We start from the raw sequence: 21517 nt of genomic DNA, 5'->3' as shown, positions 1-21517 counted from the left end.
CGGATCGGCCTGCGGGACAACGGCGTCCGGACACGCGACGAGGCCCCTCACCAGTCGGTGAGGGGCCTCGTCGTGAAGACTGTGGTTGGGCAGTCCTCGATCAGATCGGGCGAACGGCGTCAGCCTGGGGGCCCTTCGGACCCTGGGTGACCTCGAACTCCACACGCTGAGCCTCGTCCAGCGAGCGGTAGCCCGAGGAGTCGATGGCCGAGTAGTGGACGAACACGTCGGGGCCCCCGCCGTCCTGGGCGATGAAGCCGAAGCCCTTCTCAGCGTTGAACCACTTAACGGTTCCCTGTGCCATGGGGTTAACTCTTTCCTTTGTAGCCATTGGGAACCCGCACTTTGCGGGGCCCCAGGCTGCCGTACACAACCCCACCCGACGAGATCATGCTCGTCCACAGAAGCGAAAGGCCCGCGCGATGGTGCTGGCGGGCACTTCGTCGACCTGCGAGGAACTGCTTGGTGCAACCGCGAGAGACGCTAGCACGCGACGCAGGCGGCGTGGAGGTGCGGCAGACCAAATTTCCGTCAACCGGGCAAAGCTCCCGACACCGGGTCCCCAAAGGCTCCACGCGCACCCAAACCGAGGTGGTCACAGGCCTCCTCAACGGACGCGTCAACCGTTCGGATCGATCCGGCACAGCTCCCTCACCTGCATCTTTACCGTCCCCTGACCCGGTGCGACAGTTCCGGCCACCATTTCTTCAGGTTGCCCAGGGGACGTCATGCACCTACGCCTTGCCTCTCGAGGAGTCGCCGCGCTCGCGGTCGCCCTCCTCACGACGTATGCCGCGGGGTCGGCCTACGCCGACTCCATCCCGGTCGTGGACGGGGACACCGCCGCCATGTCCACCACCGACATCGCAGTCTCCGGCTGCACCCTTCCCGTCCAGCGCGACGGCCTCGTCACGGTCAAGCGCAACGGCAACGCGCACCTGACGCCAGGTGCGGACTTCAGCCTGGTCTGGTCCAGCAGCGACACCAACGTCACGGTCGAGCGCACGGACACCACGCAGAAGGTGCCGGCCACCTACGACCAGAACGGCCAGGACTCCTTCCAGGTCGGCATCCGCACGACCATCAAGGCCAGTGCGGCCAGCACCGGGCAGTCGACCGTCTCGGTGAAGGTGACCCAGCCGGGCTACACCAGCATGACCGCCGCGACCTACGCGGTGAGCTGGAGCTGCAGCACGAACACCGCACCGGTCCTCACCATCGGGGGCGTCACCAACGGCGCGTCTTACGAGTACGGCAGCGTCCCGGCCGCCAGCTGTTCCTGGACCGACGACCACGACGGCTCGGGCACGGTCCTGCCGACCGTCAGCGGGCCGAGCGGCAAGCTCGGCACCCAGACGGTCAGCTGCAGCAAGACCGACTCGGCCGGCCTCGTCGGCACGGCCTCGGCCAGCTACTCGATCGTCGACACGACCGGTCCCGTGCTCGGCACCGTGGCGGACGTCTCGGCCTCGGCCGTCGACGCCAGCGGCGCAGCGGTGACCTACACCGCGCCGACCGCGACCGACGCGGTCGACGGCGACCGCCCGGTGACCTGCGCACCGGCGTCGGGCTCGACCTTCTCGCTCGGCAGCACCACGGTTACCTGCTCGGCCACCGACCTCACCGGCAACAAGGGGACGACCACCTTCGCAGTGAAGGTCGCAGACACCACCGCCCCCGTCGTCACGGTGCCCAAGGACGTCACCCTCGCGGCGACCAGCCCGGCGGGCGCCGCGTACTCGTACACCGCGACCGCGACGGACAACGTGGACGGCGACCTCACGCCCTCCTGCAGCCCGGCCTCGGGCAGCACCTTCGCGTTCGGTGACACCAAGGTCACCTGCAGCGCCGGCGACAAGGCCGGCAACACGAGCAGCGCGTCCTTCGTCGTCACCGTCCAGGACAAGACGGCGCCGGTCGTGACGGTCCACGAGCCGAAGTCCGTGGAGGCCACCGGCCCCGACGGCGCGGTCGTCAGCTGGGAGGCTGCGACGGCCACCGACGACGTTGACGGCAGCCGTCCGGTCACCTGCGACCACGCCAGCGGCGCCACCTACCCGGTGGGCAGCACGACCGTGACCTGCTCGGCCGACGACACCCACGGCAACACCGGCACGGCGACCTTCGCGGTCGTCGTCACCGACACGACGCCGCCGGCGCTCGACCTGCCGAAGGCCGTCACTGCGGAGGCGACCAGCCCCAACGGTGCCGTGGTGAGCTGGAAGGCCTCGGCCACCGACCTCGTCGACGGCGCCGTGGACCTGAGCTGCGACCCGGCCTCGGGCACCCAGTTCGCGCTCGACGCACCCGCGACGGTGACCTGCACCGCGACCGACTCGCACGGCAACCCGGCGACCGGCTCCTTCACGGTCACGGTGAGGGACACCACCGCACCCTCGCTGCCGTCCTTCACGGACGTCACCGCCGAGGCCACGGGCCCCCAGGGCGCAGCCGTCGAGTACTCGGTCGACCCGGCGAAGGACCTGGTCGACGGCGACGTCGCCCTGACCTGCTCGCCGGCGAGCGGCTCGACGTTCAAGCTCGGCGCGACCACGGTCACGTGCACCGCGACCGACAAGCACGGCAACGCCGACAGCGGCACGTTGACCGTGACGGTGCAGGACACGACGCCGCCGACGTTCGACCCGATCTCGGTCGACACGGCCGAGGCCACCGGCCCGGACGGTGCAGCGGTGACGTTCGCGCCGCACGCCACGGACACCGTCGACGCGACCCCCGCGATCGCCTGTGACCACGCGTCCGGCTCGACCTTCCCGCTGGGCGCCACGCAGGTCACCTGCACGGCGACGGACTTCTCGGGCAACAAGTCGGCGCAGACCTTCACGGTCAACGTCGCCGACACCACGGAGCCAGTCGTGAGCACCCCGCCGAGCCAGACGATCGAGGCCACCTCGGCCGCCGGCGCGGCATACACGTGGGTGATGCCGACCGCGACCGACCTGGTCGACGGCGACCGTCCGGTGACCTGCGACCACGAGCAGGGCAGCACCTTCCCGCTCGGGACGACGGTCGTGACCTGTTCGGCGAGCGACCTGAGCAAGAACGTCGGGTCGTCCTCCTTCACCGTCACGGTCCAGGACACCACCGCTCCGGCGTTCGGCGCCGCGCCGAACCTCACGGCCGTGGCGACCTCGGCGAGCGGGGCCAAGGTCACCTACACCAACCCGGTGGCCACCGACCTGGTCGACGGCGCGACCGCTGTCACCTGCGCCCCGGCGAGCGGCAGCACCTTCCCGCTCGGCACCACGACGGTGATCTGCACGTCGACGGACCAGGCCGGCAACACGGCGACGAAGACCTTCACGGTCACGGTCACGGTGGCGTGGAGCGGGTTCCTGGCCCCGGTCACCGAGGGCGGGTCGTACAAGCAGGGCAGCACGATTCCGGTGAAGTTCGCCCTCACGGGCGCCTCGGCCGGCGTGACGAACCTGCAGGCCACCCTCTGGCTGCGGAAGCTGCCGTCGGCGACGACCGGTTCGGACCCCGTGGCCGTGTCGACCTCTGCTGCCACGACCGGGAACCTGTTCCGGTACACGGACGGGCAGTACCTGTTCAACCTCAACACCAAGCCGCTCGGGGTCGGCAGCTACGAGCTGCGCGTCGACCTCGGTGACGGCGTCGCACGCACCGTGACGATCAGCTTGCGCTGACCCCCTCGGTGGAGCGCGGCCCGGGACCTGCTGGTCCCGGGCCGCGTTGCGTTCCCCGATGGTGGCGCCCCGGTGGCGCCCGGCGCGCCTCAGACGCCGCGGACCGCGAGCACGGGCGGCCGGTCCCCGCGGATGACGGCCACCATGTCGACGACGCGCCGGGTGGCGCGGACGTCGTGGGCGCGGAACACGGTGGCGCCCAGCCACGCCGCGACGGCCGTGGACGCGAGCGTCCCCTCGAGCCGCTCGTCGGGCTCGAGCCCGAGCGACTCCCCCACGAAGTCCTTGCGGGACAGCGCCTGCAGGATCGGGAAGCCGAGGGCCGCGATGTCGGCGGTGTGCCGCAGCACCTCCAGCGAGTGGGCGGTCGTCTTCCCGAAGTCCAGCGTGGGGTCCACGAGGATGCGCTCGGCCGGTATGCCGGCCTGCTGGGCGGTGCGCGCGCCGGCGGCCAGGGTCCGCAGCACGTCCCGGACGACATCGAGCGGGTCCGGCCCGTAGGTCACCTTCACCGGGTCGGTCCGCGGCGGGAGGCCACCGGTGTGGGACACGACGACGCCGGCGCCGATCTGCGCGGCGACGCCGACCAGCTCGGGGTCGTGCCCCGCCCAGGTGTCGTTGACGAGGTCGATGCCCACGGTCCCCGCCTCGCGGGCGACCTCCGAGCGCCAGGTGTCCAGCGACAGAATCAGGTCGGGGTAGGTCTCGCGCGCGTGGGCGAGGAAGGGCAGGACCCGCTCGACCTCCTGCTCCGCGCTGACGTGCTCACCCTCCTGGCCCGCCCGGACCCCGCCGACGTCGACGATGTCGGCACCGGCCGCGACGTGGGCGTCGAGGGCGCGCTTCGCCGAGTCGAGGTCGGCGTGCCGGTTGCCGGCGAAGAACGAGTCCCTCGTGCGGTTGATGATGCCCATGACGGCCGGGCTGCCCGCGTCGAACGTGCGACCCCGCAGGACGAGCGGTGGCGTGCGGGGCAGCACCAGCGGCTGCGGCTCGGGCCGGTGCGGACCGCCCTGGTCCGACTCGGGCTGGCGTGGCTCGGGAGGCGTCACGCCGGCCATCCTCGCACCCACACCTGCGGTGTATAGGGTCGGCTCGTGGCCTTCGACTTCAGCATCAGCCCCGCCCTGGAGGAGCAACGCCGCCGGGTCGCCGAGTTCGTGGTGACCGAGGTGGTCCCGCTGGAGCAGCGGGTGTTCCGTGACGGCATGACCGACGCGCTGCGGCGCGACCTGCAGGGACGGGCCAAGGCGGCCGGGGTGTTCGCCCCGCAGGCGCCGAGGGAGCACGGCGGCGGGGGCTTCCGCTTCGACGAGTCGGCGGTGCTGCTCGAGGAGGCCGGGTACTCCCTGCTCGGCCCGCTCGCGCTCAACTGCGCCGCCCCGGACGAGGGCAACATCCACCTGATCCACCAGACGGGCACCCCCGAGCAGCACGCGGCATACCTGCGCCCGCTCGTCTCCGGGGAGGTGCGCTCGTGCTTCTCGATGACCGAGCCGCCGCCCGGGGCGGGGTCCGACCCGTCCGCGCTGCGCACCACCGCGCGGCGCGTCGACGGCGGGTGGGTCCTCGACGGCGACAAGTGGCTCATCACCGGCGCCGACGGCGCGGCGTTCTCGATCGTCATGGCGCGCAACACCGGTGACGACGCCCCCGAGGGCGCCACGATGTTCCTCGTCGACGCCGACAACCCCGGCTTCGTCGTCGGCGACCACATCGACACGATCGACGCGACCGGCGTCGGCGGGCACTGCCGCGTGACGATCCGCGACTGCTTCGTCCCCGACGACCGAGTGCTGGGCGAGCCCGGACGCGGCTTCCAGAGCGCCCAGGTGCGGCTCGCCCCCGCGCGCCTGACCCACTGCATGCGCTGGCTGGGCGCCGCCCGGCGGGCCCACGACATCGCGCTCGAGCGCGCGGTGGGCCGCGAGCTGTTCGGGTCGCGGCTGGCCGACCTGGGGATGGCCCAGGCGCTCATCGCGGAGAACGAGATCGACCTCGACGCCGCCCGCACCGTCGTCCGCCACGCGGCCTGGCAGATCGCGGAGGGGTCGCGCAGCAGCGAGGAGTCCTCGCGCGCCAAGGTGTTCGTGAGCGAGGCGGTGTGCCGCGTCGTCGACCGCTCGGTCCAGCTCGCCGGCGGCATGGGCACCTCAGAGGAGCTCGTGCTCGGCCGGATCTACCGCGACATCCGCTCGTTCCGGATCTACGACGGCGCCACCGAGGTGCACAAGATGTCGATCGCCCGGCGTGCGGCGAAGCGGGCCGCCGAGCGGCTCGCCGCCCGCGGCGAGGTGCTCGGCCACCGGGCCGCCGACGGTGACGGCTCCGGCCGGGACGGCTCCCGCAGCGAGGGCTCCGGCGAGTGAGCGCACACGAGGAGGTCCGCGGCATACCCCGCGCCTCGTTCACGGCCTGGGCGGCCGAGGCGGTGCCGGGCCTCGGCGAGGACTGGCACGCGGAGGTCATCTCGGGCGGCCTGTCGAACATCACCTACCGCGTCACCGGGGCCGAGCGGACCGTCATCGTGCGCCGCCCCCCGATGGGCAAGCTGCTGCCGAGCGCGCACGACATGGCGCGCGAGCACCGGGTGCTGGCCGCCCTGCAGGGCACCACCGTCCCCGTGCCCGAGGTGCTCGCGCTGTGCGAGGACCCGGAGGTCGTCGGGGCACCGTTCTACGTCATGGCCGAGGTCACCGGTGACGTGCACCGCGAGCCGGAGGAGGCCGCCGGACTCACCGAGGCGCAGCGCGACGCGTGGAGCGACGCGCTCGTGGCCGTCCTGGCCGCGATCCACGCGGTCGACCTCGACGCGACCGGCCTGCGCGACTTCGGCCGCCCGTCGGGCTACCTCGAGCGCCAGCTTCGCCGCTGGTCCGGGCAGTGGGAGGCCAGCCGCACGCGCGAACTGCCCGCGATGGACGAGCTCGTGCGACGGCTCGAGGCCGGGCGGCCGCAGGAGGGCGAGGTCACGCTCGTCCACGGCGACTACCGGCACGACAACACCCTCGTGCGGGTCGGCCCCGAGGGACGGCCCGAGGTCGCCGCGGTCGTCGACTGGGAGCTGAGCACGCTCGGCGACCCGCTCGCCGACCTCGCCACGTGGCTCACCTACTGGACCGGGCGCGACACCGAGGGCCGGCCGCTCATCGTCGGGGCGGGGGTGCCGGCGATGCCCGGCTTCCCGTCCGCGGAGGAGCTCGCCCGCCGGTATGCCGTGGCCACCGGCCGCGACGTGTCGCACCTGGACTGGTACCGCGCCTTCACCGACTTCCGCCTCGCCGTCATCGCCGAGGGCGTGCACGCCCGCTACCTGGCGGGTGCGGCGAGCGGTCCCGGGTACGACCGCGCCGGCGCCTCGGTGCCGCTGATCGTCGAGCGCGCCCTGTCCCATCTGGCCTGACACCGGGCGGCTCTGACCGACCCTGCTCGGCCTCACCTCGGGTCGGCGTTTGGGTGCCCAGAGGGTCGGACAACCGACCACTTGGGCACCCGATCCCGGGAGAGAGGGGTCAGGAGTCGAAGCCGAGGCCGGCGGCGTCGAGGGCGCGCAGCCACAGGTTGCGCCGGCCCTGCCGCTCGTCGGCGCGGGCGAGAGACCACCGGGTGAGCTCGATCCCGGCCCAGGCCAGCGGCTCCGGCGGGAACGGCATCGGCATCTCGCGCACCATCTGCAGCCGCGTGCGCTCGGTGCTGCGGGCGTCGAGCAGGTCGAGCATGACCTGCGCGCCGAAGCGGGTCGCGCCCACGCCGAGCCCGGTGTAGCCGAGGGCGTAGGCGACCCGGCCGTCGAGGGCCTCGCCGTAGAACGCGCAGAACCGGGTGCACGTGTCGATGGCCCCGCCCCACCGGTGGGTGAAGCGCAGCCCCTCGAGCTGGGGGAAGGTCTCGAAGAAGTGGCCGGCGAGGCGGTCGAACGTCTCGGGCCGCTGGTCGAGGGAGGGCGCCAGCCGGCGGCCGTAGTGGTAGATCGCGTCGTAGCCGCCCCACAGGATGCGGTTGTCGTCGGTCAGCCGGTAGTAGTGGAACTGGTTCGTCATGTCGCCGACACCGGCCCGGCTGGCCCAGCCGAGCGAGGCGAGCTGGGCGTCGCTCAGCGGCTCGGTCATGAGGACGTAGTCGTAGACGGGCACGGTGTGCAGCCGGACCCGGCGCAGCAGCGACGGAAAGGCGTTGGTACCCAATGCGACCCGGTCGGCGCGGACGACGTGCCCGGTCGAGGCGCTGACCTCGACACCGGCACCGTGGCGTCGCAGCCCGGTCGCCCTGGTGCCCTCGACGATGCGGACGCCGAGCGACTCGGCAGCCCGGGCCAGGCCCCAGGCGAGGCGAGCCGGGTCGACCATCGCCGTCTCGTCGCGGTCCCAGACGCCAGCGACGTACGTCGGTGAGTCCAGCTGCGCGCGCACTGCGTCCCTGTCGAGGAACTCGCCCGGCTCGTCGGCCAGCCACTCGACCTGGTGCGGCTCGGTGGCCACGGTCAGCGCGCCCGACCGCCGGAAGTCGCACTCGATGCCGTACCGCTGCACGGTGGCCTCGATGCCGTCGAGGTTCTCCCGGCCGAGGCGGCGCAGCGCGTCCATCTCCTGGGGCCACCGCGCCCTGCCGTTGGCCTCGCCGTGGGTGAGGCTCGCCGCGCAGAAGCCGCCGTTGCGACCCGAGGCGGCCCAGCCGACCGACCCGGCCTCGAGAACGAGGACGTCCCGGGAGGGGTCGGTCTCCTTCGCCAGCAGGGCCGTCCAGAGGCCGCTGTAGCCGCCGCCGACGACGAGCAGGTCGGTGTCGACGGACCGGTCCAGCGGCGGCCGTGGCGCCGGCCGGTCCGGGCGGTCGAGCCAGAACACCGACGGCGCGGCGTCGGCGAGGGCCGGGTGGCGCGGCTGTTCAGTAGGCGCGCTCGCCTGCCCGGCTGCCTGGCCAGACGTCCGGGTGGATGCCCTGCTGGACACCCTGCTCGACGTCCGGCCAGCCACCCGCCCGAACCTGGACTCGGGCGTCGTCCCCCGCATCACCCAGCTCCGCCGCGTCAGGCGTCGGCGCCGGTGTAGTGCCGGTCTGCCACCGCGAGCGCCTCGTCGAGGATCGCCAGGCCCTCACGCACCTCGTCCGCCGTCGTGGTGCACGGCGGGACGACGTGGGTCCGGTTGAAGTGGGTGAACGGCCACAGCCCGCGCTCCTTGCAGGCAGCGGCGAAGTCGTTCATCGGCTTGGCGTCTGCCCCACCGGCGTTGAAGGGCACGAGCGGCTCCCGGGTGGCGCGGTCGCGCACGAGCTCCACAGCCCAGAACGCGCCGAGGCCGCGGACCTCGCCGACCGACGGGTGCCGCTCGGCGAGCTCGCGCAGCCCGGGGCCGATGACGTCGGCGCCCAGGGAGCGGGCGTGCTCGACGATGCCCTCCTCGCGGAACACCTCGATCGAGGCGACCGCGGACGCGCAGGCCAGCGGGTGGCCCGAGTAGGTGAGGCCGCCGGGGAACGGGCGGGAGTCGAACGTCTGGGCCACGCGCTCCGAGATGACGACGCCGCCCAGCGGGACGTAGCCGCTGTTGACCCCCTTGGCGAAGGTGATGAGGTCCGGCGTGACGCCCCAGTGGTCGACGGCGAACCACTCGCCGCAGCGGGCGAACCCGGCCATGACCTCGTCGGCGATCATCACGACCCCGTGCTCGTCGCAGATCTCGCGCACGCCGGCGAGGTAGCCGGGCGGCGGCACGAGGATGCCGTTGGTGCCGACGACCGTCTCCAGGATGATCGCGGCGACCGTGTGCGGTCCCTCGACCATGAGCAGGTCGCGCAGGTGCTGCAGCGCCCGCTGCGACTCCTCCTCCTCGGTGGTCGCGTGGAACGCCGAGCGGTAGAGGTACGGGCCCCAGTGGCGCACCACACCCGGCATACCGGGCTCGGAGGGCCAGCGTCGCGGATCACCGGTCAGGGCAATGGAACCCGCGGTCGCGCCGTGGTAGCTGCGGTAGGCAGCGAGCACCTTGTGCCGGCCGGTGTGCAGACGAGCCATGCGGATCGCGTTCTCGTTGGCCTCGGCCCCGCCGTTGGTGAAGAACACCCGGTTGAGGTCACCCGGCGCGATCTCCGCGATGAGGCGGGCCGCCTCGGAGCGGGCGTCGTTGGCGAAGGCCGGGCTGATCGTCGTGAGGCGTGCCGCCTGCTCCTGGATCGCGGCGACGAGCTTGGGGTGCTGGTAGCCGATGTTCACGTTGACGAGCTGGCTGGAGAAGTCGAGGTAGCGCTTGCCGGAGTAGTCGGTGAAGTACGAGCCCTGCGCCGAGGCGATCGGCAGCGGGTCGATGAGCGCCTGCGCCGACCAGGAGTGGAAGACGTGCGCGCGGTCGTCGCGCCGGACCCGCTCCTCCGAGGCGGTGGTCACGACGTCGAGGCTCATCAGCGGGTCCTGGGGAAGCCGAGGTCGACCGACGACGTGGCCGGGTCGGGCCAGCGCGAGGTGACGACCTTGCCGCGGGTGTAAAAGCTGATGCCCTCGGGCCCGTACATGTGGGTGTCGCCGAAGAGCGAGTCCTTCCAGCCGCCGAAGGAGTAGTACGCGACGGGCACGGGGATCGGCACGTTGATGCCGACCATGCCGACCTGCACGTCGTACTGGAACTGCCGGGCCACGCCGCCGTCGCGGGTGAAGATGGCGGTGCCGTTGGCGTACTGGTTGGCGTTGATGAGCTCGAGGCCCTCCTCGTAGGTGTCCACGCGTACGACCGACAGCACCGGCCCGAAGATCTCGTCGGTGTAGACGGTCATCTCCGGCTGCACGTGGTCGAGCAGCGTGGTGCCGAGGAAGAAGCCCTCCTGCGGGTGCTCGCCGGTGCGGCCGTCGACGACGACGCTCGCCCCCGCGGCCTCGCCCGCGTCGACGTAGCCGGCCACCTTGTCGCGGTGCTCGGCGGTGATGAGCGGCCCCATGTCCGTGTCGGGGTCGGCGCCGTCGCCCACGGTCAGCTTGGGGAGCCGGGCGGCGATCGCGTCGACCAGCGGCTGCGCGACGTCGCCGACCGCGACGGCGACCGACAGCGCCATGCACCGCTCGCCGGCAGCGCCGTATGCCGCGGAGACGACCGCGTCGGCCGCCATGTCGACGTCGGCGTCAGGCAGGACGAGGGCGTGGTTCTTGGCGCCGCCGAGGGCCTGCACCCGCTTGCCGTTGGCCGTACCGCGCTCGTAGATGTACTTGGCGATGGGGGTCGAGCCGACGAACGACACGGCCGCCACGTCCGGGTGGTCGAGCAGGGCGTCGACGGCGAGCTTGTCGCCCTGGACGACGGTGAAGACGCCGTCGGGCAGCCCGGCCTCCTTCCACAGCTCGGCCAGGAACAGCGCGGCCGAGGGGTCCTTCTCGCTCGGCTTGAGGACGAACGCGTTGCCGCACGCGATCGCGTTGGCGCACATCCACAGCGGCACCATGGCCGGGAAGTTGAAGGGCGTGATGCCGGCGACGACCCCCAGCGGTTGCCGGATCGAGTACACGTCGACGCCCGTCGACGCCTGCTCGGAGTAGCCACCCTTGAGCAGGTTCGGCACCCCGGTGGCGAACTCGACGTTCTCGAGGCCGCGCGCGATCTCCCCCGCCGCGTCGGAGAGCACCTTGCCGTGCTCGGCCGTGATGATCGCGGCGAGCTCGTCGGTGCGAGAGTGCAGCAGCTCGCGCATCGCGAACAGCACACCGGCGCGCTGCGACAGCGAGGAGTGCCGCCACTCGCGGGCCGCGGCGCGGGCGCTGGCGACCGCCGCGTCGACCTCCTCCACGGAGGCGAGGTCGACCTCGCCGGACGTCTCGCCGGTGGCCGGGTTGTACACGGGGGAGGTCCGGCCGGAGGTGCCCTCGTGGCGACGGCCGTCGACCCAGTGGGGGATGCGCGTGGTCATGCCGCCCACGATACGAACCAGTCGCTGGTCACACAATACGTCGATTGCTACGGTACAAACCGTGACCGCCGTCCTGTCCGCCCTCGAGGAACGCCTCGAGGACCCCACCGCCAAGGGGCTGGCGCACGCCGTCTCCGCGGCTGTCCGCGACGGCGTCCTGCGCGCCGGCGACCGGCTGCCACCGATCCGGGTCGTCGCCACCGAGCTGGCGATGTCGCCGACCACCGTCAGCGCCGCGTGGGGCCTGCTCACCCGGTCGGGCACCGTGTCCACCGACGGGCGCCGCGGCACGCGCGTGCTCGAGCAGGGCGTCCCGGGCGCCGGCGGCCGGTACCGCACGGCGCTGGACCGGCACACGGCATTCGCCCTCGACCTGTCCACCGGCGTCCCCGACCCGGCGCTGCTGCCCGACCTCGGCGCGGCCCTGCGCAGCCTGCCCGCGGCGCCTGCCACGGGCAGCTACCTCGACGACCCCGTGCTGCCCGAGCTCGCCGAGGCGCTGCGCGCGGACTGGCCGTACGACCCCGCCGAGCTCACCGTCGCCGACGGCGCGATGGACGCGATCGACCTCCTGGTGCGCACGACCTTGCGCTTCGGCGACCGGGTCGTCGTCGAAGACCCCGGCTTCCCGCCGTTGCTCGACCTGCTCGAGTCGGTCGGGGCGCAGGTGGTCGGTGTGCCCGTCGAGGACGAGGGGCTCGACCCCGACGCGCTGGCCGCCGCCCTGCGCGACGGCGCGCGGGCCGTCTTCCTCCAGCCGCGCGCCCAGAACCCCACGGGCGTCGGCACCAGCGAGCGCCGGGCGCGGGCCCTGGCCCGGCTGCTCGACGGCTCGGACGCGCTCGTCGTCGAGGACGACTCGGCATACGGCCTGTGCACCACGCCCCTCGTCAGCCTGGGGCGGTGGCTGCCGGGCTCGACCGTCCACGTCCGCTCGTTCTCCAAGGCCTACGGTCCGGACCTGCGGCTCGCCGCGATGAGCGCGCCGCCGGAGGTGCACCGTGCCGTGACCGCCCGCCGCCAGCTCGGGCAGGGGTGGTCCAGCCGGCTGCTCCAGCAGGTGCTCGTGCAGCTGCTCACGGGTGCCGGCGAGGAGGTGGCCCGGGCCGCGAGCACGTATGCCGCGCGGCGGGCAGCGCTCGTTGCCGCCCTGGGCGAGCGGGGCGTGGAGGTCGGCGGGTCCGAGGGGCTCAACGTGTGGGTGCCGGTCGGGGACGAGACCGCGGCGGTCGTCCGGCTGGCCAGCCAGGGGATCGGCGTCGCGCCGGGTCGGCCGTTCCGGGTGGGGACGACCGGCGAGGCCGGGCACGTGCGGCTGACCGTCGGGCTCGTCGACTCGGGCGTGCCCGAGCTGGCCGACGCCCTGGCCGCGGCCGCCCGGTCGGCGGGCTGGCGGGGCGGGCGCTGAGCAGGCGGCACCCGCGGCGGCGCACCAGTCGGCCACGAGTGCGGCGCGGGCCGGCGCGGGCCGGCGCCGGGCGGCGCGACGGTGCCACCGACCCCCGGACGGCACGAAGGCCGGGCTGCAGGGTTGCCCGGCCTTCGGCCATCCACCCGAAGGTGGACGACTGTGTTCCCCGGTCCTCAACGCTAGAGGGCGCCCAACTCGGACGACTCCCACAATTGTTGTACCCACGAGGGGCCGGACGCACGTGAAGCGGGGGATGTGCTCGGCCCGGCCATCACGAGGGCGACTCGTGACGGATCCGGCGCGAATCGCCCTCCCGACCGCGCAGCGAGGGCGACTTCTGACGCTTCCGGCGCGAATCGCCCTCGCGCCCGAGCGGTTCCTGGCGGAGGGCGTGGGACTCCGCGGGCTCGCTCGCCGCGACGGCTCCCGCGTGCTCAATGCGCAGGAACCGGACGGGCCTCGTACCTCGGCCCGCCCGAACCCTGCGCGCGGAGGGCGTGGGATTCGAACCCACGATGACGTTGCCGCCATAGCGGTTTTCAAGACCGCCGCACTAGGCCACTATGCGAGCCCTCCTTGGGCAGCGATTGTGCCGTACCGCGGCACACGAGGCGTCGAGGGTTCCACCGACCCCGCCGAGCCACCGCCGGGGTAGCGTCGGCGCGTGTCCCTGGCCGTGGCCCTGCCCTGCGCCGTCCTGTCGGCCGTCGCGTACGGCACCTCGACGGCGGTACAGCATCGCGCCGCGCACCGGGGCACGGGACGGGCCGACGCCCGCGGGGTCCTGCGGCTGCTGCGCGACCCCCGCTGGCTGGCCTCGGTCGGCGGCGACACCCTCGGCCTCGTGCTGCAGGTCGTCGCCCTCGCGACCGGCCCGGTACTCGTCGTGCAGCCGCTGCTCGTCCTCGCCGTCCCCGTGGCCCTGCCGGTCGGTCGCCTCCTCGGCGGACCTGCGCCCGGCTGGCGCGACTACGTCGCCTGCGGCGGGATCCTCGCCGCCCTCGCCGCCTTCTTCGCGCTGGTCGGCGACCCCGGCCACGCCCGCCCGCTGCCGGCCGCCGAAGCGGCGTGGGCGGTGGTGGTCGCCGCGGTCGTGGGCGCCGTGCTGATGCTCGCCGTCCGCCGCGGGTCCGCGACGGCCCGGGCGGCGGTGTACGGCGCGGTGGCCGGTGCCGGGTTCGGCCTCGTCGGCGTGCTGCTCGATGCCGTCGCGGGTCGCTGGCAGCGCGCCGGGCTGTCCGGCTTCGCCGACCCCGACGGGTGGGTGCCACTCCTCGCGCTGCTGCTCACGGGTGCGGCCGCCCTCGTCCTGACCCAGGTCTCGTTCCAGGTCGGCGCCCTCGGCGCGAGCTTCCCTGCCAATGAGGTCGCCGCCCCGGTGGTCGCCGTGGTCCTCGCGGCCGCCCTGCTGCACGAACGGCTCCCGGTCTCGCCCGCGCACCTCGCGGCATACCTGCTCTGCGTGGCCGTGCTCGCGGCCGGCACCGTCCAGCTCGCCCGCGGGATGTCGGCCCCCGAGCCGACCGGCGAACCGGAGCCCACCACGCACCCGGGCGATCGCTCGACGAGCCCCTGACCAGCGCCTTTGTTAGGGTCGACGGATCCCCTCAAGGAGGTCGAACCATGGCAAAGCTGTCCTTCCTCGCTGGTCTGGCGGCGGGCTACGTGCTCGGTGCCAAGGCCGGCCAGAAGCGCTACGAGCAGATCAAGGGCAAGGCGACCCAGGTCTGGTCCAGCGACCCGGTCCAGTCGAAGGTCGACACGGTCGTGCAGACGGTCAAGGACCAGGCACCGGTCGTCGCGGCGAAGGTCGGCGACGCGGCGAAGACCGCCGGCTCGGCCGCACGCGAGCGCGTGACGGGCGAGCACCTGCCGGAGACGCTGCACCGCGGCACCGACGGCCGGCTGCACACCGACACCACCGGCTTCGGCCCGGGCCCCGGCAAGCTCCCCTAGCCGCGCCCCGTCCCCCACTTGTTGCCAGCCGGTGGTCACCGGGACCGGAAAACGGCCCGCTCGTGACCACCACGTGGCAACAAGTGGGAAGAACACGGCAGACGAGAGCGGCGCGACCCACCCCTGGAGTCGCGCCGCTCCTGCGTCCCCTCACCGTGCGGTTCCCTCGACCCGCACGCCGTCCTGCCTCAGCGGCGCCGCCGGGCGGGCCCGACCGGGCGCGTGCTGGGAACCCCCGACCAGCACCTTCCACGACCGAACCCACCCGACGACGTGCCCCGAGGGGCGTGGCGGCGACGTGTTCCCGACGCCGACCGCCGGGAGCAGCGGCACCCCTGTTGCCGCCGCTCCAGCGTCGGACGGCCACCCGCGATCCTCATGCCCCTGCACGACATCCCGGGTGTCCTTCCTGTGTTTCCCACCGCCTCGTCCCCCGACCAGGCTGACGACGGAAGGAGCACCGGAAGCCGGCCCTGATACACGGGCGCCGAGAAAAGTTGCCGAGCTCCCGCGGGTATCACCCGGACCTCGCCGTTCTCCTGTCAGGTGACGCGATCGCTCACTACGCTGACCGTGCAGCAGCGCGGTCCGCACCAGGCCAGGAGAACCGATGACCGCAGACGTCCCGCCCCCGCAGGGGAGCCCCGGGCGCATCCCCCGCGTGGCCGTGCCCCGCTCGGCCGAGCGCCGCCTCGACGTGCGCGTGCTCGACCCGGCCAAGGCCGTCCGCCTCGACGGGGACGACGCGCTCAGCCCGACGATCTACAGCGGCAACCGGCTCATCGTGCCCGGCCTGCCCACCCGCTCGGGCGAGGGCCCCATCGGCGCCCTGACGCAGATCGCCGAGCGCCTGGGGTATGCCGCGGTGCCGCGCCGCGACGAGCAGCTCGAGGCGCTGCTCGACCGGTACGAGCTCGGCGACGAGGCGGACGCCGTCGCCGCGACCGTGGTGGAGTTCCGGCCGCTGCCGGACCGCCCGGTCGAGGCCCCCGACGCGTGGCTGATCCTGCAGACGCTGCGGGCCGAGGACCCGTCCGCTGCCAAGGGCGTCAGCCTCAGCCACATCATGACCGCGTCCGGGTACGGCGACGGGGTCGGCTACGGCGACGGCGTGGGTTACGGCGACGGGGTCGGCTACGGCGACGGCGTCGGCTATGGCGACGGTGTGGGTTACGGCGACGGGGTCGGGTACGGCGACGGCGTCCAGCTCCCCGGCGGCGGCCCCTCGGCCCGGCGACCGGTCGTCTGGGCGGCCCCCGACCCGCGCTCCCGTCGCGTCAAGGACGGCCCCGTCGTGGCCCTGCTGGACACCGGCATCGGCGAGCACCCCTGGTTCCGCCACGGCGTCGTCCGCGACGTCGAGGTCGACGGCATCCCCATCGGCCTGCGCTTCACGCCCGAGGACGACCCGGAGCTCACGGGCTGCACGCTCGACCGCGTCAACGGCGTCCTCGACCGGTGCGCCGGGCACGGCACCTTCATCGCCGGCGTCGTCCGGCAGCACTGCCCCTCGGCCACGCTGCTGGTCGTCCCGGTCATGTACGGCGACGGTGTCGCGGACGAGGCGTTCCTCGTCGAGACGCTGCAGCTGCTGTGGGTGCGCCAGTGGCTCACGCACCGCGGGAAGCACGAGGGCCCGCTCATCGACGTGCTGTCGCTCTCGCTCGGCTACTACCACGAGACCCCCGGCGCCTTCGACGACGAGCCGGCGTTCCTGTCCATCCTGCGTGCGCTGGCCGCGACGGGCGTGGCGATCACCGCGGCCGCGGGCAACGGCGGCACGGACCACCCGTTCTACCCGGCGGCGTTCGCGCTGGCCGACGGGTTCGAGGTGCCCCTCGCCAGCGTCGGCGCCCTCAACCCCGACGCCCGGTCCGTCGCGGTGTTCTCGAACACCGGCCGGTGGGTGCGGGCCTACCGCTGTGGCACGGCAGTCGTCAGCACCATGCCGGTCACGTTCGACGGCAGCCTGCGCGGCACGCTCTACCACCACCCGAGCCCGAACCCGCCGCGCGGCGCGTCCAAGCCCGACGGCTACCGGCTGGGCTTCGGCATGTGGAGCGGCACCTCGTTCTCCGCGCCCGCCCTGGCCGGTGAGTATGCCGCGCAGCTCGCCGCGAGCGGCGCGCACCAGCAGGCGGCTCCCGATCCCGACGCGCGCAGGAAGCACCTCGCCGAGGTGGTCGAGAAGGTCCTGGCCGACACCCACGGGATGGAGCGGTGATGCAGGCGGAAGGCGGCACGCGCAGCCTCGCCGAGGAGGCGGCAGCGGCGTTCACGGCATACCGCGACGGGCACCCGGACGCGATGGGGACCTTGGTCGACGCGCTCACCCCGCTGCTCTGGCACACCGCGCGCGCCCAGGGCCTCGGTGCCGCGCAGGCCGAGGACGTCGTGCAGAACACCTGGCTCCAGCTGCTCCAGCACTCCCAGGGCATCACCGACCCGGGCGGCGTGCTCAAGTGGCTCCTCACGACCACCCGCCGCGAGGCCTGGGCGAGCAGCCGCAAGACGCGCCGCGAGGACTTCCGCGAGGACCTGACGGACGCGGGCGAGCCGGCCGGCAGCGGGTCCGACGAGACCCTCGAGGTGGTGCTGCGCAGCCAGGACCAGGGCCTGCTGTGGCGGCACTTCAAGGACCTGCCCGAGCGGTGCCAGGCGCTGCTGCGGGTCATCGCGCTGGCGGAGCGCCCGGACTACGCCCAGGTCGCGCAGGCGCTGGGCATGCCGGTGGGGAGCATCGGCCCGACGCGGGGTCGGTGCCTGGCGAAGCTGCGGAACGCCCTCGTGGGCGACCCGGGATGGGCGGCGTGATGAGTGCACCGAACGAATGGGACACGGTGACCGGACCGGCCGACGGGGAGGACGGCGCGCTCGACGACCTCGACCTGCGGGCGCTCGCGACGCTGCGGGCCGTGTGGCAGGCGAGCGACCCGGTGCCCAGTGGGCTGGCCGACCGGGCGAAGTTCGCGATGAGCGTGGCGGCCCTCGAGGCCGAGGTCGCCGAGATCACCACGACGACCGCAGAGCTCGCCGGCGTCCGGACGACCGCGTACGACCGCGCCGGCACCGTGACGTTCTCCAGCGACCGGCTCAGCGCCATGATCACCATCGAGGTGGTCGACGGCACGAAGGCCCGGATCAGCGGCTGGGTGACGACCGGACCCACGGCGGTCGAGCTGCGTGAGCGCTCGGGCACGCAGGAGACCACCACCGACGAGGCCGGGCGGTTCACCTTCGCCTCGGTCGAGCGGGGACTGGTGCACCTCGTCATGCGGCGCCTCGACGAGCCCGACGGCAAGCCGGTCATCACGCCGGCGATCGAGGTCTAGGACCCGCCATCGAGGTAGCCGACCCCCGCGTGCTGCAGCTGCTCGAGCAGGGCCGCCACCTCAACTCGATCGGCCGGTTCCGCGACGCCGAGCGCTGCCTGCGCCGGGCGCTGCGGCTCGCTGACGCCCTGTCCGGCGAGGCCCGCGAGCTCGCCCGTGGCCGGGTCCTCATCACCCTCGCCTGGGCGACCGTCGCACTGCACGGCCGCGACCGCGCGCTCGCGCTGCTCGAGGACGTCCGCACCTCCACCGGCTCCCCGCGGCTGCACGCCCTGGCCGGCGTGCAGGAGGCGGTGGTGCAGGTGGCGTGCCAGGACTGGCGAGGCGCCCTCGCCGCCCTGGCGCGGGTCGAGCGGCCGACCGAGCTGCTCACCCCGCGCGAGCAGGTGTCGGCCCTGCTCAACGGCGGCCTGGCCCACCTGTCGCTGCTCGAGCTCGACCCCGCCCGCGACGAGCTCGAGCGGGCCCTGGCGATCGCCGTCGCCGAGGGGGTTCCGGAGCAGGAGTTCAAGGCGCGCCACAACCTGGGCTGCCTCGCCTTCTACGCGGGTCGGCTGCCCGAGGCCATCACCCTCATGCGCGAGGCGGACGCCATGGAGGCGCCGGTCGGCCGGGTCCGGGCGCAGCACGACCTGGCCCTCGTCCTGCTCGAGGCGGGCCTGCTCGACCAGGCGCGCGAGACCCTCGCGCGGGCGCTCGGGGAGGCGCTGGCCGAGGGGCACCGGCTCGAGGAGGCGGACCTGCGCGTCGACCTCGCGACGTGCGCGCTGCTGCGCGACGACCCCGCCGCGGCCCGCGAGCACCTCGGCGCGGCCGCGACCGCCTACCGGACGCGCGGGGCGACCGACCGGCAGCGGTATGCCGCGCTGCTGCGGTCCTCCGTCGACCTCGCCGAAGGCGTCGTCCCGCGCGGGTTGGACCGGGTGGTCGCCCCGTGGCACGAGGTCGCGCGGCCGGTGCTGCCGGACGAGCGGCTCGCGACCCGCGTCGAGGTCGAGGCGGCGCTGCTGCGCGGCGACCTCGACGCGGCCGGCACGGCGGTCGGCCGGCTGGGCGGTCGGGTACGCCAGGGACTGGCCGCCGACATGCACGAGCGGCTGCTGGTCGCGAGGGTCGCCGTGGCGCAGGGGGACCGGGCGCGCGCCCGCCGGACCGTCCGCACCGCCCTGCAGCGCCTCACCGACCGGGTCGCCCCCACCCAGAGCCTGGAGATCCGCTCCGCGCTGGCGCTGCACGGCCAGCGGCTGGCCGACTTCGACGTCACCGACGCCCTCGCCGACGGCACCGTGGGCCGGGTGTTCGACTCGGTGGAGCGCTGGCGGGCCGTCTCCCACCGGCTCGCCCCGGTGACGGTGCCCACGGACTCCCGGGCGGCGTCCCTGCTGGCGGAGCTGCGCCAGGCCCGGCGCGAGGCGGCCGACAGCGCCGACGGGAGCGACGCGGCACGCCTGCGGTCGCGGGCGGCGGACCTCGAGTGGCAGGTCAGCCAGCTCGACTGGGCCACGGCCGAGGACCGTGGGGCCGCCGGCAGGGGCGCACCCACGGCATACGGCACGGCCCGGCGGCTGCTGCACGACCGGGGCGAGCAGGCGGTCGTGATGTTCGCGCACGACGGCGAGCAGCACGCGCTCGTGGTGGGCGCCCGCACGTCGTCGGTGCACCACCTCGGCCCCGCAGCCCGGGCGGTCGAGCTCGCCGACCGGCTGTCCCGCGACCTGCGGGCACACGCGTTCGCCGGCCCCCACCCCGCCCTGCAGGCTGCCGTCGGCCGGGCCGTCGAGGAGTCGCTCGGCGCCCTGGGCGACCTGCTGCTCGGCCCGCTGCCGCTCGGGGACGGGCCGGTCGTGGTCGTCCCCGGGCTGACGCTGCGCTCGGTGCCCTGGGGGATGCTGCCGCGGCTGGCGGGCCGCGCCGTGACGGTCGCCCCGTCGATGACCCGGTGGTCGGCGCCGCTGCTGGAGGACGGCCCTGCCGCGGAACGGCCGTTGACGGTCACCGCGCTCACCGGTCCCCGCCTGCGCCGGGCCGACGTCGAGGCCGAGCGGGTGACCGCCCACTGGCGCACGAGGGGGGTGGCGGCGCGCGTCGCCCTGTTGGCGGACAGCGGCGACGTCCGGGAGGCGCTGGGTGTCGACGGCCTCGTCCACGTGGCGGCGCACGGGACGCACGAGCCGCAGAGCCCGTGGTTCTCCTCGCTGCACATGGCCGACGGCCCCGTCTTCGCGCACGAGCTCCCGCGCCCGGCGGCACCACGGCACGTGGTGCTCTCCGCCTGCGACGTCGGCCGCATGGACCCGCGCCCGGGCGACGAGCCGCTGGGGCTCACCGCGGCGCTGCTCGGCCTCGGCGTCCGCAGCGTGGTCGCCGCCGTGGCACCGGTCACCGACGAGGTGGCCGCCACGGCGATGGAGGCGTACCACGCCGGGCTCGCCTCAGGCAGGTCCGCGTCGGCAGCCCTCGCCGCCGTGGTGGCGCAGGAGCCGGCAGCCGGGGCGTTCTGCCTCTACGGCACCGACTGGCAGCCGCCGGTCGCGGCCTCTGCCGGCCGCGCCGGCACGACGAGCGTCGGGCGCGCCCGGCGCGACCGTGCAGCGGTGGCCGGGGAGAGGCGTCCGGGAGCCGCCGGCCGCCCGGTCGGCGGTCAGATCCAGATCGCCGGGTCGCGGAACATCGCCTCGTAGGGGTCCTCGCGGCGGCCCTGCGGGAAGCGGATGGTCGCCGGCACGCCGGTCGCGATCGCCCCGGCCGGGACGTCCTTGACCACCACGGAGTTCGCGCCGATCTGCACGTCGTCGCCGATGTAGACCGGCCCGAGGACGCGAGCCCCGGCGCCGATCGTCACGCGCGAGCCGACGGTCGGGTGGCGCTTGACCTTCTCCAGCGACCGGCCGCCCAGGGTGACGCCGTGGTAGAGCATGACGTCGTCGCCGACCTCGGCGGTCTCGCCGATGACCACTCCCATGCCGTGGTCGATGAAGAAGCGCCGGCCGATGACGGCCGCCGGGTGGATCTCGACGCCCGTCACCGAGCGGACGGCCGTCATGAGCAGCCGGGCGACGGGCTTCCAGGCGCCGCCGCGCAGCCACATCCGGTGGGCGAGTCGGTAGGCCCAGACGGCGTGCAGGCCGGGCGAGTTCAGCGCGAGGTCGAACCGCGAGGCGGCTGCGGGGTCGCGCGCCACCGCGGCGTCGAGGTCGTCGACGACGCGGTGGCGGGCGCGGCGGGCGTACAGGGCGAGGGTCACGGAGGAAGCGCCGCCG

General features: G+C 74.1%; 16 protein-coding genes and 1 tRNA gene. 10 read left to right on the top strand and 7 right to left on the bottom strand.

Going from position 1 to position 21517, the window contains the following annotated elements; genetic code table 11:
- Positions 1-100: 100 nt before the first annotated feature.
- The gene (locus RKE38_RS09360) at positions 101-304 is read right to left on the bottom strand and encodes a cold-shock protein (RefSeq protein WP_056915917.1); all 204 of its coding nucleotides are present in this window, start codon (positions 302-304) and stop codon (positions 101-103) included.
- Positions 305-728: 424 nt separating this feature from the next.
- Between RKE38_RS09360 and RKE38_RS09355 the strand changes: the two genes are divergently transcribed.
- On the top strand, positions 729-3671 hold the full coding sequence (locus RKE38_RS09355; protein WP_316007160.1) for an HYR domain-containing protein: 2943 nt from the start codon (positions 729-731) through the stop codon (positions 3669-3671).
- An 89-nt stretch (positions 3672-3760) separates the two neighbouring features.
- Here the strand turns inward: RKE38_RS09355 and folP are convergent, their stop codons facing one another.
- Positions 3761-4654 carry a dihydropteroate synthase gene (gene folP / locus RKE38_RS09350; protein WP_410055456.1) on the bottom strand — a complete coding sequence of 298 codons (894 nt, stop codon included), beginning with the start codon at positions 4652-4654 and terminating at the stop codon, positions 3761-3763.
- Positions 4655-4768: 114 nt separating this feature from the next.
- Between folP and RKE38_RS09345 the strand changes: the two genes are divergently transcribed.
- Both RKE38_RS09345 and RKE38_RS09340 read left to right on the top strand, forming a co-directional pair.
- On the top strand, positions 4769-6040 hold the full coding sequence (locus RKE38_RS09345) for an acyl-CoA dehydrogenase family protein (RefSeq protein WP_316007159.1): 1272 nt from the start codon (positions 4769-4771) through the stop codon (positions 6038-6040).
- The gene (locus tag RKE38_RS09340; RefSeq protein WP_316007158.1) at positions 6037-7074 is read left to right on the top strand and encodes a phosphotransferase family protein; all 1038 of its coding nucleotides are present in this window, start codon (positions 6037-6039) and stop codon (positions 7072-7074) included. Before RKE38_RS09345 ends, RKE38_RS09340 begins: the two co-directional genes overlap by 4 nt.
- 109 nt (positions 7075-7183) lie before the next feature.
- Here the strand turns inward: RKE38_RS09340 and RKE38_RS09335 are convergent, their stop codons facing one another.
- The 3 genes from RKE38_RS09335 to RKE38_RS09325 all read right to left on the bottom strand — a co-directional run bounded on the left by RKE38_RS09335 (position 7184) and on the right by RKE38_RS09325 (position 11558).
- Positions 7184-8620, bottom strand: a complete 1437-nt coding sequence (locus RKE38_RS09335) for an NAD(P)/FAD-dependent oxidoreductase (protein WP_410055438.1) — start codon at positions 8618-8620, stop codon at positions 7184-7186.
- Between the two features lie 77 nt (positions 8621-8697).
- A complete protein-coding gene (locus RKE38_RS09330; RefSeq protein WP_316007157.1) occupies positions 8698-10068 on the bottom strand; it encodes an aspartate aminotransferase family protein in 1371 nt (456 codons plus the stop codon).
- Entirely contained in the window at positions 10068-11558 is a 1491-nt protein-coding gene (locus RKE38_RS09325; RefSeq protein ID WP_316007156.1) for a CoA-acylating methylmalonate-semialdehyde dehydrogenase, read from the bottom strand. The genes RKE38_RS09330 and RKE38_RS09325 overlap by 1 nt, the downstream gene beginning before the upstream one ends.
- A 61-nt stretch (positions 11559-11619) precedes the next feature.
- Between RKE38_RS09325 and RKE38_RS09320 the strand changes: the two genes are divergently transcribed.
- The gene (locus tag RKE38_RS09320) at positions 11620-12966 is read left to right on the top strand and encodes an aminotransferase class I/II-fold pyridoxal phosphate-dependent enzyme (RefSeq protein ID WP_316007155.1); all 1347 of its coding nucleotides are present in this window, start codon (positions 11620-11622) and stop codon (positions 12964-12966) included.
- A 492-nt stretch (positions 12967-13458) separates the two neighbouring features.
- On the opposite strand, the gene RKE38_RS09315 is transcribed toward RKE38_RS09320, so the two are convergent.
- A tRNA-Ser gene (locus RKE38_RS09315) sits at positions 13459-13545 on the bottom strand.
- An 88-nt stretch (positions 13546-13633) separates the two neighbouring features.
- Between RKE38_RS09315 and RKE38_RS09310 the strand changes: the two genes are divergently transcribed.
- The 6 genes from RKE38_RS09310 to RKE38_RS09285 all read left to right on the top strand — a co-directional run bounded on the left by RKE38_RS09310 (position 13634) and on the right by RKE38_RS09285 (position 20938).
- Complete coding sequence (locus RKE38_RS09310) at positions 13634-14545, top strand: DMT family transporter (RefSeq protein ID WP_316007154.1); 912 nt, start codon at positions 13634-13636, stop codon at positions 14543-14545.
- A gap of 47 nt (positions 14546-14592) precedes the next feature.
- Positions 14593-14925, top strand: a complete 333-nt coding sequence (locus RKE38_RS09305; RefSeq protein WP_316007153.1) for a YtxH domain-containing protein — start codon at positions 14593-14595, stop codon at positions 14923-14925.
- A gap of 610 nt (positions 14926-15535) precedes the next feature.
- A complete protein-coding gene (locus RKE38_RS09300) occupies positions 15536-17149 on the top strand; it encodes a S8/S53 family peptidase (RefSeq protein WP_316007152.1) in 1614 nt (537 codons plus the stop codon).
- Positions 17149-17739 (top strand): sigma-70 family RNA polymerase sigma factor, encoded by a 591-nt coding sequence (locus RKE38_RS09295; RefSeq protein ID WP_316007622.1) that lies wholly within the window; start codon positions 17149-17151, stop codon positions 17737-17739. Before RKE38_RS09300 ends, RKE38_RS09295 begins: the two co-directional genes overlap by 1 nt.
- Positions 17739-18257 carry a hypothetical protein gene (locus RKE38_RS09290; protein WP_316007151.1) on the top strand — a complete coding sequence of 173 codons (519 nt, stop codon included), beginning with the start codon at positions 17739-17741 and terminating at the stop codon, positions 18255-18257. The genes RKE38_RS09295 and RKE38_RS09290 overlap by 1 nt, the downstream gene beginning before the upstream one ends.
- Before the next feature lie 29 nt (positions 18258-18286).
- Positions 18287-20938 (top strand): CHAT domain-containing protein, encoded by a 2652-nt coding sequence (locus RKE38_RS09285; RefSeq protein WP_316007150.1) that lies wholly within the window; start codon positions 18287-18289, stop codon positions 20936-20938.
- Here the strand turns inward: RKE38_RS09285 and cysE are convergent.
- A complete protein-coding gene (cysE, locus tag RKE38_RS09280) occupies positions 20899-21501 on the bottom strand; it encodes a serine O-acetyltransferase (RefSeq protein WP_316007149.1) in 603 nt (200 codons plus the stop codon). The genes RKE38_RS09285 and cysE overlap by 40 nt on opposite strands.
- Positions 21502-21517 lie beyond the last annotated feature (16 nt).

It is taken from the genome of Phycicoccus sp. M110.8, assembly GCF_032464895.1.
Taxonomy (GTDB): Bacteria; Actinomycetota; Actinomycetes; order Actinomycetales; family Dermatophilaceae; genus Pedococcus.
Note: the sequence above shows the minus strand (reverse complement) of the source record. Positions and strands in the feature narration are given on the sequence as shown.

What these genes read in the sequence shown, in the direction of transcription:
- RKE38_RS09360 (WP_056915917.1), bottom strand. Translation starts at nt 304, where the DNA reads ATGGCACAGGGAACCGTTAAGTGGTTCAACGCTGAGAAGGGCTTCGGC.
- RKE38_RS09355 (WP_316007160.1), top strand. Translation starts at nt 729, where the DNA reads ATGCACCTACGCCTTGCCTCTCGAGGAGTCGCCGCGCTCGCGGTCGCC.
- RKE38_RS09330 (WP_316007157.1), bottom strand. Translation starts at nt 10,068, where the DNA reads ATGAGCCTCGACGTCGTGACCACCGCCTCGGAGGAGCGGGTCCGGCGC.
- RKE38_RS09325 (WP_316007156.1), bottom strand. Translation starts at nt 11,558, where the DNA reads ATGACCACGCGCATCCCCCACTGGGTCGACGGCCGTCGCCACGAGGGC.
- RKE38_RS09305 (WP_316007153.1), top strand. Translation starts at nt 14,593, where the DNA reads ATGGCAAAGCTGTCCTTCCTCGCTGGTCTGGCGGCGGGCTACGTGCTC.
- RKE38_RS09300 (WP_316007152.1), top strand. Translation starts at nt 15,536, where the DNA reads ATGACCGCAGACGTCCCGCCCCCGCAGGGGAGCCCCGGGCGCATCCCC.
- RKE38_RS09295 (WP_316007622.1), top strand. Translation starts at nt 17,149, where the DNA reads ATGCAGGCGGAAGGCGGCACGCGCAGCCTCGCCGAGGAGGCGGCAGCG.
- RKE38_RS09290 (WP_316007151.1), top strand. Translation starts at nt 17,739, where the DNA reads ATGAGTGCACCGAACGAATGGGACACGGTGACCGGACCGGCCGACGGG.